At 74.7% G+C, this 12,225-nt stretch carries 13 protein-coding genes; 5 read left to right on the top strand and 8 right to left on the bottom strand.

What is annotated here, in order from left to right; genetic code table 11:
• Positions 1-208 precede the first annotated feature (208 nt).
• Positions 209-451 carry a DUF6332 family protein gene (locus ABZ877_RS38120; protein WP_361080940.1) on the top strand — a complete coding sequence of 81 codons (243 nt, stop codon included), beginning with the start codon at positions 209-211 and terminating at the stop codon, positions 449-451.
• On the opposite strand, the gene alc is transcribed toward ABZ877_RS38120, so the two are convergent.
• Together alc and ABZ877_RS38110 are read right to left on the bottom strand one after the other, a co-directional pair.
• Positions 448-1,572, bottom strand: a complete 1,125-nt coding sequence (alc, locus tag ABZ877_RS38115) for an allantoicase (protein ID WP_361080938.1) — start codon at positions 1,570-1,572, stop codon at positions 448-450. The two genes, ABZ877_RS38120 and alc, sit on opposite strands and share 4 nt — an antisense overlap.
• 97 nt (positions 1,573-1,669) lie before the next feature.
• A complete protein-coding gene (locus ABZ877_RS38110; RefSeq protein WP_361080936.1) occupies positions 1,670-2,602 on the bottom strand; it encodes a LysR family transcriptional regulator in 933 nt (310 codons plus the stop codon).
• A gap of 30 nt (positions 2,603-2,632) precedes the next feature.
• Between ABZ877_RS38110 and ABZ877_RS38105 the strand changes: the two genes are divergently transcribed.
• On the top strand, positions 2,633-3,121 hold the full coding sequence (locus tag ABZ877_RS38105) for a GNAT family N-acetyltransferase (protein WP_361080935.1): 489 nt from the start codon (positions 2,633-2,635) through the stop codon (positions 3,119-3,121).
• A gap of 4 nt (positions 3,122-3,125) precedes the next feature.
• Here ABZ877_RS38105 and ABZ877_RS38100 read toward each other — a convergent pair whose 3' ends face one another.
• The 6 genes from ABZ877_RS38100 to ABZ877_RS38075 form a co-directional block, all read right to left on the bottom strand.
• Entirely contained in the window at positions 3,126-3,770 is a 645-nt protein-coding gene (locus tag ABZ877_RS38100; protein WP_361080932.1) for a response regulator transcription factor, read from the bottom strand.
• Positions 3,734-5,014, bottom strand: a complete 1,281-nt coding sequence (locus ABZ877_RS38095) for a histidine kinase (RefSeq protein ID WP_361080930.1) — start codon at positions 5,012-5,014, stop codon at positions 3,734-3,736. The genes ABZ877_RS38100 and ABZ877_RS38095 overlap by 37 nt, the downstream gene beginning before the upstream one ends.
• A gap of 26 nt (positions 5,015-5,040) precedes the next feature.
• The gene (locus tag ABZ877_RS38090; RefSeq protein WP_361080928.1) at positions 5,041-6,540 is read right to left on the bottom strand and encodes an FAD-dependent monooxygenase; all 1,500 of its coding nucleotides are present in this window, start codon (positions 6,538-6,540) and stop codon (positions 5,041-5,043) included.
• Between the two features lie 172 nt (positions 6,541-6,712).
• Positions 6,713-6,952 (bottom strand): hypothetical protein, encoded by a 240-nt coding sequence (locus ABZ877_RS38085; protein WP_361080926.1) that lies wholly within the window; start codon positions 6,950-6,952, stop codon positions 6,713-6,715.
• A gap of 20 nt (positions 6,953-6,972) precedes the next feature.
• Positions 6,973-9,108 carry a 4-alpha-glucanotransferase gene (malQ, locus tag ABZ877_RS38080; RefSeq protein ID WP_361080925.1) on the bottom strand — a complete coding sequence of 712 codons (2,136 nt, stop codon included), beginning with the start codon at positions 9,106-9,108 and terminating at the stop codon, positions 6,973-6,975.
• Positions 9,105-9,338: a hypothetical protein gene (locus tag ABZ877_RS38075; RefSeq protein ID WP_361080923.1), complete on the bottom strand. Its 234-nt coding sequence runs from the start codon at positions 9,336-9,338 to the stop codon at positions 9,105-9,107. Before ABZ877_RS38075 ends, malQ begins: the two co-directional genes overlap by 4 nt.
• A gap of 215 nt (positions 9,339-9,553) precedes the next feature.
• On the opposite strand from ABZ877_RS38075, the gene ABZ877_RS38070 reads away from it, so the two are divergent.
• The 3 genes from ABZ877_RS38070 to ABZ877_RS38060 are packed head-to-tail and all read left to right on the top strand — an operon-like array spanning position 9,554 to position 12,215.
• A complete protein-coding gene (locus ABZ877_RS38070; RefSeq protein ID WP_361080921.1) occupies positions 9,554-10,114 on the top strand; it encodes a PadR family transcriptional regulator in 561 nt (186 codons plus the stop codon).
• Positions 10,111-10,860 carry an ABC transporter ATP-binding protein gene (locus ABZ877_RS38065; protein WP_361080919.1) on the top strand — a complete coding sequence of 250 codons (750 nt, stop codon included), beginning with the start codon at positions 10,111-10,113 and terminating at the stop codon, positions 10,858-10,860. Before ABZ877_RS38070 ends, ABZ877_RS38065 begins: the two co-directional genes overlap by 4 nt.
• On the top strand, positions 10,857-12,215 hold the full coding sequence (locus tag ABZ877_RS38060) for an FtsX-like permease family protein (protein WP_361080917.1): 1,359 nt from the start codon (positions 10,857-10,859) through the stop codon (positions 12,213-12,215). The genes ABZ877_RS38065 and ABZ877_RS38060 overlap by 4 nt, the downstream gene beginning before the upstream one ends.
• Positions 12,216-12,225: the final 10 nt, after the last annotated feature.

Genomic DNA, 12,225 nt, shown 5'->3' with positions numbered 1-12,225 from the left:
GCGGGGCGCTCTACCTCGGGGCGGGGGTGCGGCGGGCCCGGGGGGGGGGGGGGGGGGGCGCGGCCTGCCCCCCGCCCCCCTGAGATGCGCACTGCGTGCGCCATCTCAGGGGCGCCCGGGGGAAGCTGCGGCGGAGCCGCATGCTTCAGGGGCGCGGGGAACTGCGCGACCGGCCACGACGAGAGGCGCGCCATGTGAGACTGCCCCTATGGAGTCCAGGTGGGAGAAGGACGCGATGACCGTCGAGATCGGGTTCGCGCTGTTCACCGGGGCCCTGATCGCCGCCCTCGCGTTCGCCCTGATCGCCGCCCCCACCTGGATCTGGGACCTGGCGCCGGCCACGGAGCACGACATACGCGTGGCCGGGGCCGTACTGGGCGCCGCCGCAGGCGTGTGGCGGGCCGTGGCCGTGCTGCTCCGCTTCGACCGGTCCCGCCGCCTGGGCCGTTAAGCCCCGAACCGTTCCTTCAGCTCCGCCCGCCCCGCATCGGTCAGCACCCCGTGCACCCGCATCCGGGCCACACCCCCGTCGGGGAACGCGTCGAGCCGCACATGCGTGGCCACCGCCCGCTCCCCCAGCGGGAACCGGTGCAGGGTGTCGGGCTGCAACCGCGTACGCGGGATGATCTCGAACCAGTCGCCGGACTCCCCGTCGCGTCCGCTCAACGCGATCCACCCCGCCGAATTGCCCTTCAAGTACGCCGTGTCGATCTCGACGGCGCGGATCTCCCCCTGCGCGGCGAGCCGGAAGCGGACCCAGTCGTTGGTGCCGTGGACGCGGCGGCGCCGGTTCTCCCAGCCGTCGTCCATCTTGCGGGAGGTGCCGGGCAGGATGATCTGGGTCGGGGAGGAGTAGAAGCGGTCGGAGGCGTCCTCGTACACACCCCCGTTGAGCACGGAGACGAGGTCGAACGTGCCGAGCAGGTCGAGCCATGCGGGGTCCGGTACGACCTCGCCGTGCACGCGGAGACGGGCGATGCCGCCGTCGGGGTGCTGGCAGAGGCGCAGGTGTGTGAAGCGGCGCTCGCTGGTGACGGTGAAGGCGTTGGCGGCGTGGCCCCGTACCTGGCTCGGCGGGACCAGCTCCTCCCACTTCACGTCGTCGGCGAGCAGTTCCCCGGGGGACGGCGTGCCCGGCACCGCCGCCGCCTGGATGCTGACGCGCTGCGGATAGTTGCCGCGGAAGTGCGCCGTGTCGACGACGACGCCCCGGATCACGCCGGGCGCGCCGAGCCGCACGATCGCCCAGTCGTGGTCGTCCGGCGCCGGGAACGGGGAGCCGGCCGTGCCGCGCCGCCGCCGCGTCTCCCAGCCGTCCATGATCTTGCCCTTGTGCCCGAAGTGCTCGGGGTCGAAGACGGCACGCTCGCGGACGAGGAGGTTCTCGCGCTGGGCGAAGAACTCGTCGTTGGCGGCGATGACACCGGCGCCGAGCCGCCGGTCGGCGAGGTCGACGAGCTGGTCGAAGCCGCTGGGGTCGCCGAAGGTGCGGTAGTCGGCGTAGGGGTCGCCGCCCGCGTAGGGGGCGGCGTCGTTGGCGTGCGGGTCCTCATGGGCTGGAGTCGTTGTCATACGGGTACTGTCGCCCCGGCCCACTGCACAGGTCCATCGAAACTTTACGGAGTCATCGTTCAGCTCACCTGAACACTGCCCAGCCCCGCCCGGACCCTCAGACCCGCAGCGCCTCCAGCACCCTGCGCACCGTCGCCCCCTCCTCCGCCCCCTTCCGCACGGCTGCCACCACATGCCGTACGGGCCGGTCGGCCCCCAGCGCGCACATCGCCACGCCGTCCCGTCGCGCCGCCGCCATGCGCGGCACCAGGGCGACCCCCATCCCCGCCTCGACCATGGCGAGGATCGCCGTCCACCCGGCCGCGCTGTGCGCCTGCGCGGGCACGAACCCGGCGGCCTCGCACGCGGCGATGGTGATCTCGGACCAGGGCCCGGAGCCGCCGAAGATCCACGGTTCGCCCGCGAGGTCCGCGAGGCGCAGGCCCGGCTCCGCCGCCAGCGGGTGGCCGACCGGCAGGGCCACGTCCAGCGGGTCGGCGAGCAGCGGCACCCGCGTGAACTTCGGGTCGCGGGCGGTCGGCGCGTGCGCGGCGAGCGACAGGGCGAGGTCCACGTCCCCGGCGGCGAGCAGCTCGTACGCCTCCCCGGCCTCGGCCTCGCGGACGCGGACGGTGATCCCGGGGTGCGCGGCGCGCAGCGCCCGTACGGCGGGCACGACGAGGGCGGGCACGGCGGTGGAGAACGCGGCGACCCGCACCTCCCCCGCCTCCCCGTGCAGGTAGCGGTCCAACTCGGCGTCGGCGCGCTCCAGTTGAGCGAGGACGGCGTCCGCGTGCGCGAGGACGAGGTGGGCGGCGTCGGTGAGCCGGACGCGCCGCCCGTGGGCCTGGAGGAGGGGTACGCCGAGCTGCTTGGCGAGGTTGGTGAGCTGCTGCGAGACGGCGGACGGCGTCATGAGGAGCGCCTGCGCGGTGGCGGTGACGGTGCCGCGCTCCCGCAGCGTCCGCAGGATCACCAGCTTCTTGACGTCCCACCGGTCGGGCGGCCTCGGGGAAGGGCCTGACGGCGCCCCCGGCTCGTACGCGCTCATACGCCACAACGTAACCCGGCCTACGCTGACGTGACGCGGCAGAGGGAGGAGCACACGGTGCGGACGGTACGGATCCGGGCGGCACGCCCCGAGGAGGCGGCCGAGCTGAGCGCGCTGGCCCTGCGGTCGAAGGCGCACTGGGGGTACGACGAGGCGTTCATGGCGGCGTGCGTCGCCGAGCTGACGCTGCGCCCGGAGGAGGTCGAGGCGCGCCGGACCGTGGTGGCGCAGGCGCCGGACGGGCGGCTCGTCGGCCTCGCAACGCTGGAAGGGGAGCCGCCGCGCGGTGAGTTGGGCCTGATGTTCGTCGCCCCGGAGGCGATGGGCGGCGGTGTGGGCCGTCTCCTCTTCGACCATGTGCGGGAGGCGGCCCGCGCCGCCGGTTTCACCGGCTTCGACTGGGCGGCGGACCCGAACGCGGTCCCGTTCTACGAGGCCATGGGCGGCCGCCGGGTCGGCACGGTCCCCTCCGGGTCGCTGCCTGGCCGGGTCCTGCCGCTGATGGAGCTGGCCCTGTAGCCGCTCAGCCCTCCAGGTACGCGAGGACCGCGAGGACCCGTCGGTTGTCGCTCTCCCCCGGCAGCAGCCCGAGCTTGGTGAAGATGTTGCCGATGTGCTTGGCCACGGCCTTCTCCGTGACGAACAGCGCCTCCGCGACCCCGGCGTTGGAGCGCCCCTGCGCGAGCATTCCGAGGACCTCGCGTTCACGGACCGTCAGTGAGCCGAGTCTGCGGTCGCGGACCTTGCGGGCGAACAGCTTCGAGACGACCTCGGGGTCCATCACCGTGCCGCCGCCCGCGACCTGTTCGATGGTGCGCAGGAACGCGGCGCCGTCGGTGACCCGGTCCTTCAGGACGTAGCCGACCGCGCCCGCGCCGTCCGCAAGCAACTCGTGCGCGTACAAGGGCTCCACATATTGCGAGAGCAGCAGTACGGGAAGGCCCGGCACCCGTTCCCGGGCGGCGAGGGCCGCGCGCAGGCCCTCGTCGCTGAAGCCGGGCGGCAGCCGTACGTCGACCACGGCCACGTCGGGACGCTCGGCGACGAGGACCTTGTGCAGTTCGTCGCCGTTGTCGACGGCGGCGACGACCTCGTGGCCGTACGCGCCGAGGAGCCGTACGAGACCGTCCCTCAGCAGGAAGTGGTCTTCGGCGACGACAATGCGCACGGCACCTCCAGCGAGATCTGGGTCGGGCCGCCGACCGGGCTGTTGACGGCGAGGACCCCGTCGAAGGTGGCGAGGCGGCGCTCGATGCCGGCCAGGCCGCTGCCCCGGGCGGGGTCGGCGCCGCCGCGCCCGTCGTCGGTGACGCTGACGCGCAGGGCGGCGCGGACGGTGTCGTAGCCGATGTCGATCCAGAGCCGTTCGGCGTCGGCGTGCTTGGCGGCGTTGGTCACGGCCTCGGCGACGGCGAAGTAGACGGCGGACTCCACGGGCGCGTCCGGGCGGCCGTCCAGGTCGACCGTGACCTCCGCGTGCAACGGGCTGAGCAGCGCCAGCGACCGCACGGCGTCGGCGAGACCGCGGTCGGCGAGGACCGGCGGATGGATGCCGCGCACGAGGTCGCGCAGCTCTTGCAGCGCGGCGACGGAGGAGGCGCGGGCCTCGGCGAGCAGGGCGCGCACGGCCTCCGGGTCGTCGGCGAGCCGGTGCTCGGCGGCGTCGAGCGTCATCCCCATCGCGACGAGCCGGGCCTGCGCCCCGTCGTGCAGGTCCCGCTCGATGCGGCGCAGTTCGGCCGCCGAGGTGTCGACGGCGTCGGAGCGCGTCGCCGCCAGGTGTGCGATCCGGGCGGCCATCAGCTCCTGATCGCTGGGTGCGAGCGTGGCCCGGACGAAGCGGGCGTGCCGGTCGACGGCGCCGGGTGCGAGCCACAGCCCCGCCCTGGCGACGGCGAGTCCGAGGAGGCCCGCGAGGACGCCGGTCGGCAGATTGCGGACCGGGATGAACCCGTACCACAGGCCGTCCCAGCCGGCGTCCCGCGACAGGTCGGGGCCGAACACGGCGAGGAACAGACCCCACGCCCCGTAGAGGACGAGGGCGCCGGGGACGCAGGCGATGAGGCCGCCGACGAACGAGTACATCGTCGTCCAGCGCCACTCGCGGAACCGCTGCGCGTCCCCGAACAGCCACCGGTAGCGGGTGAGGAGGTTGAGGCTCTCCTTCTCACCCGCGGCCGGGGCGGGCGTCGCCTCCACGGTGATCCCCGACCAGTCGGCGGCGAGTGCCCGTTCGCGGTCGACGAGGCGGCGCATCCCGGCGGCGGCGCGCGGCAGCAGCCCCGATACCGGGGTCCACACCGCGAGGTGCACCATCGTCGACCAGTGCACCGCGACCAGCGACAGCCACCACAGCCGCGCGCTGCGGCGCAGAGCCTCCACCTGCCGTGCGATGTCCCCCGTGCGCGCCATCTCCCCCAGCTCCCCTGCTCGTCCGGCTACCGCAACGAGTATGAGGCGAACTCCGCGGGCAGGTCGGTGGAGTTATCTCCACCGTTTCCCAGCTCCCCGGTCACGTCGCGCGCCGCCCACGCCGCGTATCCGTCGGGCCGTACGAGCAGGGCGGTGCGCCGGCCGCTCGCCCAGTGCGCGACGCGCAGACCGTCGCTCTTGTACGCGGTGCCCTCCGGCAGGATCAGCACGAACTGGCCCGCGCGCAGCACCTCGTAGAGCCGGGTGCCGCCCGCGAGCGCCACGTCGGGCACGCGCTTGCCGACCAGCGGGTGGGAGCCCTTCGGCGCCGGGTAGGAGACGCCGATGCCGGTGATCTGGCCGGTGGCGCGGGTGCGGGCGGGGCCGACCCGGCCGAGGACGCCGGTGGCGGCGGCCCGCGCGGCGAGCGTCCAGGGCCGTTTCGCCATCGCCATGCGCACGATGCCGCCGCTGCTGCGCAGGACCGCCTTGCCGACGGGGTGGCGCTCGGCCTCGTAGGTGTACAGGAGGGCGTCGTCCGCCCGGCCGCTCACGACCGCCGCCAGCTTCCAGCCCAGGTTTGCGGCGTCCTGGAGGCCGACGTTCATGCCCTGGCCGCCCGCCGGGGTGTGCACGTGCGCGGCGTCGCCCGCGAGCAGGACGCGGCCCACGCGGTAGGCGGGGGCCTGGCGTTCGTCGCTGTGGAAGCGGGACATCCAGCGGGCGTCGTACATGCCGTAGTCGCGGCCGAGGGCGAGCCGGGCGATCTCCTTGATCTCGTCGAGTTCGAGGGGTTCGCTGTCGGGCACGTTGCGCGCCCGGTGCCAGCCGATCACGCGGTGGTAGCCGTCGCCGAAGGGCGCGATGAAGGCGAAGGCGTCCCCGACCGCGTTCACGGTGAGCAGGTTCTCCGGCTGCTCGGCGAGGCGGACGTCGGCGAGGACGACGGAACGGATCACGGACTTCCCCGGGAACGGCAGTCCGACCGCGCCCCGTACGACACTGCGCATCCCGTCGGTGCCGACGACGTACGTCGCGCTCATCTCCGCGCGCTTGCCGCCCTTGCCGCGCACCTGGAGCGTGACCCCGTCCGCGCCCTGGACGAGGCCGAGCACCTCCGTCTCGTAGGCGAAGGCGACCCCGGCGTCGACGGCGCGCCGCTCCAGGGCCTTCTCGACCTCATACTGCGGGATGACGAGGAGGTGCTGGAAGCGGGAGGGCAGGCGCGACAGGTCGATGGACAGGCGCCCGAACAGGCGGAGCCGGTCGAGCGGCCGCCCCTTCTCCTCGATCCCGTCGGCCAGGCCGCGCGCGTCGAGCTGCTCCAGGGTCCGGGCGTGCACGACGAAGGCGCGGGAGAGGTTGCTGATCTCGTGGCTGCGCCGCTCCACCAGCGTCACGGCGACCCCGGCGGCGGCGAGGTCCCCGGCGAGCAGCAGCCCCGTGGGGCCCGCGCCGACGACGATGACGGAGCGGTCGTGCGGGGTGCTTGCCTGTGCTGTGCCTTGGTGCGCGGTGCCGTTCATGGTGGCCTCCTGCGACTGGCTGCGATGACCTGGCTCGGGGTGGTGCCCGTAGCGGCCCGTCCATGGTGCGGTGCGGGCGCGGCATCGAGGAAGGCCCGGTCACCGTGGAGACGCGTCGAGGGCGCCCGTCACGCGTGCGTGACGGGCGCCCTCGACGGGGAGACCTCGCGGCTCAGCTCTGCTTCGGCTGCTTGCGCGACTTGTCGCCGAGCGCCACGAGACCGGCGATCACCAGGAAGATGACGATCGGGGCGGCCACGTAGAGGCCGAGCGTCTCGATCACGCTCAGGCCCTTGCCCGGGTCGTCGCCGTCGTCGCGCGTCAGGGCGAGCGCGGGGGACGACATGAGCAGCATCATCAGCGTCGTACCGGAGGCCAGGGCGCCGGCGCGCAGGGCGTTCTTCTTGTCCACGATGCCAACGTAGCGAACGCCTAAACGGCGCGCGCGTCCGGGGGGTCTGTTGGGGGGTCGGTGAGGGGTACTTCTCTCTCCGCTGCTTCCGCTGTCTCCGCTGTCTCGGTCGTTTCGGTGAACACCTGGAGCAACGCGTGCGCGCGCGGCGAGGCGGTCACCTCCTCCAGGGTGACGGGGCGGCCGGTGGCGTCGGCGACGGGCAGCCGCCAGTTGGGGTACTCCGCCCACGTCCCGGGCAGGTTCTGCGGGCGCCGGTCGCCCACCAGGTCGGGCAGCCAGACGCCGACGAGCCGGGCCGGGGTGCGGCGCAGGAAGCGGTGCACCGCGCGGACGGCCTCCTCCTCGTCGTCCTGGCAGCCGCGCGGCAGTAGCCCGAGCCGCGCGAACAGGGCGAGCCAGTCCGCGACCTCCGCCGCCGCCTCGGCGGGCGACGCCGTCGACAGGGCGAGCCGCTCGCGCAGCCGTACGTCGTCGCCGGAGAGCCGGGCCGCGGTGGACGGCAGGTCGTGGGTGGTGGCCGTGGCCACGCAGTCGGTGCGCCACTCCTCGGCGGGGACGGGGCTGCCGTCGCCGTCGGGCGGGTAGTTCCGCTCGAACCACAGCACCGACGTGCCCATGACGCCGCCCTCGCGCAGCCGCTCCCGCACGCCCGGTTCGACCGTGCCCAGGTCCTCCCCGATCAGGTATGTGTGCGAGCGCGACGCCTCCAGGAGCAGCACCGCCAGCATCGCCTCGGCGTCGTAGTGGACGTACGTGCCCTCGGTCGGCTCCTCGCCCTCGGGGATCCACCAGAGCCGGAACAGGCCCATCACGTGGTCGATGCGGACGGCTCCCGCGTACCGCATCAGGTTGCGCAGGAGGCCACGGAAGGGCGCGTAGCCGGTCTCGGCGAGGCGGTCGGGGCGCCAGGGCGGCAGGCCCCAGTCCTGGCCGCGCGCGTTGAACGCGTCCGGGGGCGCGCCCACGCTCATCCCCTGCGCGAACACGTCGCGCTGCGCCCACGCGTCGGCGCCGCCGGGGTGCACCCCGACCGCGAGGTCGTGCACGAGCCCGACCGGCATGCCCGCGTCGAGCGCGGTCCGCTGGGTGGCGAGCAGTTGGGTGTCGGTGAGCCAGGCCAGCCAGCTGTGGAAGTCGACCCGGTCCATCAGCTCGCGCCGCGCGTGCGCCGTCTCCGGGGAGCGCGGGTCCTGCAGCGCGGCCGGCCAGGCGCGGTGGTCGGGTCCGTGCACCTCGGCGAGCGCGCAGTACGTGGCGTGGTCCTCAAGGGCGGTGCCCTGCGCGGCGAGGAAGTCCCAGTAGGCGGCGCGGCGGCCGGGGGTGAGCGGGACGGCGTGCACCGCTTCGAGGGCCCGCCGCTTCAGCGCCCATACGGCGTCGCGGTCGATGAGCCCGTCCTCGTCGCGCAGCACGGCGTCGCGCAGGCGGGCGGCCTCGTCCGCGAGCGAGGGGACGTAGGCGTACTCCGGGATGTCCTCGATCCGCAGGTGCACGGGGTCGGGGAAGCGGCGGGAGGACGGCCGGTACGGGGACGGGTCCGTGCCCATGCCGGGCCCGGCGGGCACCGCCGCGTGCAGGGGGTTGACCTGGAGGAATCCGGTGCCGTGCGTACGCGCCGACCACGACGCCAGATCGGCCAGGTCGGCGAGGTCGCCCATGCCCCAGGAGCGGCGGGAGAGCAGGGAGTAGGACTGGACGAGCAGCCCGTGCGTCCGCTCGGGCGGCAGCGGGGCCTTGCGCGGGGCGGCGATCAGATGGGCCGTCGCGGTGGCGCCGTCCGGGGTCCGCGCGGTGAGGGTGTGGACGCCTGCCGGGGGTTCTCGCGGGGTGTCGTCACTGCCGGGCGGGTAGCTCCAGTTCTGCGCTTCGCTCCGTGCTTCCAGGGACAGCCGGGTGCCCTCGGGTAACCCCTTCAGCCACTCCGGCGCCGGTCCCTCCAGCCACCACACCACGGTCGGCGGCAGCAGTCGCGACGCCGTCTCCGCCTCCCGCGCGGCCAGCGCGTCCCGCACCGCGTCCGGCGTGCCCGCGTCGACGCCGAGGGCGGCGAGCGCGGCGGTGACCGCCTTGTCGGAGGCGCGGACGGTGGTGCCGGGCGCCGGGGAGTAGGAGGTGGCGACGCCGTACAGCTCGGCGAGCCGGGCCAGGCTCATCCCGCGGCCAGGCCGCTCGGAGTGGGCTCGGACGTCAGCGGGGCCGCGTCGGTGAGGGGCGGCTCGGAGGTCAGCGGCGCGTAGTCGGCGAAGGGCGGCTCGCTGGTCAGCGGGGGCTCGGCGGAGCGGGTGGTGGTGTCGGCGGAGTACGTGGTCGGGCCGGCGCCGATCATCGGGGCGTCCGCCTGTTTGGAGAGGGCCGAGAGCAGAAGGTGTGCCGATGCGGCCACGAGGGCCTCCTTCGGTAGAGGGCTGCTGAGTCCGAAGTCCTACCCAAAGGGCACGACGGCAGACCTGTACGAGCGGACAACGTGTTGCTGCTCACATTGTGGGTGGCAAGAAGAAGTTGACCAGGAAGCACGGAGAACCGGAAGAACTTCACCCTCTCCGGCCCACCCCATCGAGCTATGTACTCAGTACATATACGTAGTACATAATGAGCCGCATGAGCACCCGTCACGTCCTGCTCGGGCTGCTCGTCGGCGGTCCGCGCCACGGCTACGACCTCAAGCGGCGCCACGACGAGCGGTTCCCGCAGGCCCGCCCCCTCGCCTACGCGCAGGTCTACACGACGCTGCAACGCCTGGTCCGCGACGGCCTCGTGGAGGTGGACGGCACCGACTCCGACGGCGGCCCCGAACGCACCCTGTACCGCGTCACGCGGCGCGGCCGCGACGAACTCCTCACCTGGGCCGGTGAGATCACACCCCCCGCCCCGCACGTCGCCAACGAGATCTTCGCCAAGGTCGTCGTGTCGATCCTCGTGGCGGCGGGCCAGGGCCCCGGCGCGCAAGGCGCCGATCCCGCCGCCCATCTGCTGGCTCAGCGCGCCGCGCACATGGCGCGGATGCGGGAGCTGACCGCCGTGAAGAGCGCGCCCGGCGCCGACCTCACCACCGTCCTCTCCGCCGACTACGCCCTCGCCCACCTCGACGCCGACCTGCGCTGGATGACCACCACCGCGGCCCGGCTCACCACCCTGACCGCGGAGGTCACCGAAGCATGACCGGATCGTCCCCCTTCCTGAGCGCCGAGGGCCTCGTGAAGTCGTACGGCACCACGCCCGCGCTGCGCGGCGCGAGCGTCGAGGTGCGCAGCGGCGAGATCGTCGCCGTCACGGGCGCCAGCGGCAGCGGCAAGTCGACGCTGCTGCACTGCCTGGCCGGCATCGTCCGCCCCGACGAGGGCTCGGTGACGTACGACGGGCGTGACCTCGCCGGGCTCGACGAGGAGCGGCTGAGCGAGCTGCGCCGCACCGACTTCGGCATCGTCTTCCAGTTCGGGCAGCTCGTCCCGGAGCTGACGGCCCTCGACAACGTCGCCCTGCCGCTGCTCCTCGCGGGCCGCCCCCGCGCGGCGGCGCGCGACGAGGCCGACGCCTGGCTGGAGCGGTTCGGGGTGCGCGGCCGGCGCGAGCTGCGGCCGGGCGAGATGAGCGGCGGCCAGGCCCAACGGGTCGCCCTCGCCCGGGCCCTCGTGACCGGCCCGAAGATCGTCTTCGCCGACGAGCCCACCGGCGCGCTCGACTCCCTCGCCACCGAACAGGTCCTCACCTCCCTGGTCCACACCGCGCGCGAGACGCACACGGCGGTGGTCCTGGTGACGCACGAGGCGCAGGTGGCGGCGTACGCGGACCGGGAGGTGAGCCTGCACGACGGGGGTGTGCGGGACGCCTGCGGCAGTCATGGCCTCCTGGCCGTCTCCGGCACCGTCGTGGCGGGCGGCGCCGCGCCCGCGGGGGTGACCCGATGAGACCGGGGAATCTCCGCTCCGATCTGCGGCTCGCCGCGCTGCTGACCCGCGGGGCCGACCGGCTGGAGCGGCGGCGGGCCGCGCTCACCGCGACGGGGGCGGCCGTGTCGACGCTGCTCGCGTCGGCCGCCGTCGCCCTGCTGAGCGTCCAGGGCCAGTACTCCTTCTCGTACGGGCACGGTCTCCTGAACCAGCCGGGCACCCGGCGCGGGATCGTGGCCGGGCTGCTGCTCCTGCTCGTCCCGGTCCTCGGCTTCCTCGGGCAGTGCGCGCGGCTCGGTGCCGTCCACCGCGACCGGCGCCTGGCGGGTCTGCGGCTCGCGGGCGCCGGGCCGAGGCAGGTGCGGCAGATCGCCGCGCTGGAGGCGGGGCTCGCGTGCCTGGTGGGGGCCTTGACCGGGCTCGCCCTGTTCGCCGTCGCGCTGCCGGTCGCCGGCTGGACACCGCCGGGCGCCGCCTGGCCGGCCCTCGCTGCCGTCGTCGTGGCGATCCCCGTGCTGGCCGTCCTGGTGAGCGGGGCCGCGCTGCACCGGGTCATCGCCTCGCCGCTCGGCCATGTCCGCCGGGAGCGGCCGGGGCGCGGGCCCCGTCCGTGGGCCGCGCTGCTGCCCGTCCTCGTCGTCGTCCTCGGCGTGGGGCTGCTCGTGGGGCGCGGCTCCCGGGCCGGCGCGCCGGGGCTTCCCCTGCTCGTGCTCGGCGCGGTCGTGCTGACCGGGGTGGGCGCCCTGTGGCTCGCGGGCGCGTCGGCGCGGGTCATCGGCCGCCGCCTTGCCGACCGCACCGACGACCCCGCCGTGCTGCTCGCCGCGGCCCGCCTCCAGGAGGACCCGTGGGCGGCGGCCCGCAGCCACGCCGCGGTCATCATGGTCACGGTCGTCGGCGTCGCCCTGGCCGGGGTCCGTCACGTCCTCCTCGCCAAGCTGCACGAGAGCGACCGCGCGGGCAGCACCGCCGCGCCGACGGACTACTACGCCTTCGGCCTCGACCTCACCGCGGCGGCCGTCCTCATCGCCCTGCTGATCAGCGTGGCGGCGGTCGCGGTCGGCACGGCCGAGTCCCTGTCGACGCGCCGACGGGCGCTCGCCGCGCAGGTCGCCGCCGGGGTGCCGCGCCGGGTCCTGAGCCGGGCGCTGCTCCTGGAGACGGCGCTGCCGCTGGCGCCCGCGCTGGCCCTGGCCACGCTCGGCGGCACGGCCGTCCACCTCGCGTACGCCGGCGCTGCCGGGCAGGCCCGCACCTGGGCGGCGCCCCTCCTCGTGCCGCTCGGGGTCTACGCGGCGTGCCTCCTGGCGGCGGCGACGGCGCTGCCGCTGCTGCGCCGCTCGGTGCGGCCGGGGCGGCTGCGGACCGCGTGAGACCCCGGCG

This window comes from Streptomyces sp. NPDC046939 (genome assembly GCF_040644575.1).
GTDB lineage: Bacteria > Actinomycetota > Actinomycetes > Streptomycetales > Streptomycetaceae > Streptomyces.
The sequence above is the reverse complement of the archived record's forward strand: the minus strand, read 5'-3'. Positions and strand labels throughout refer to the sequence as shown.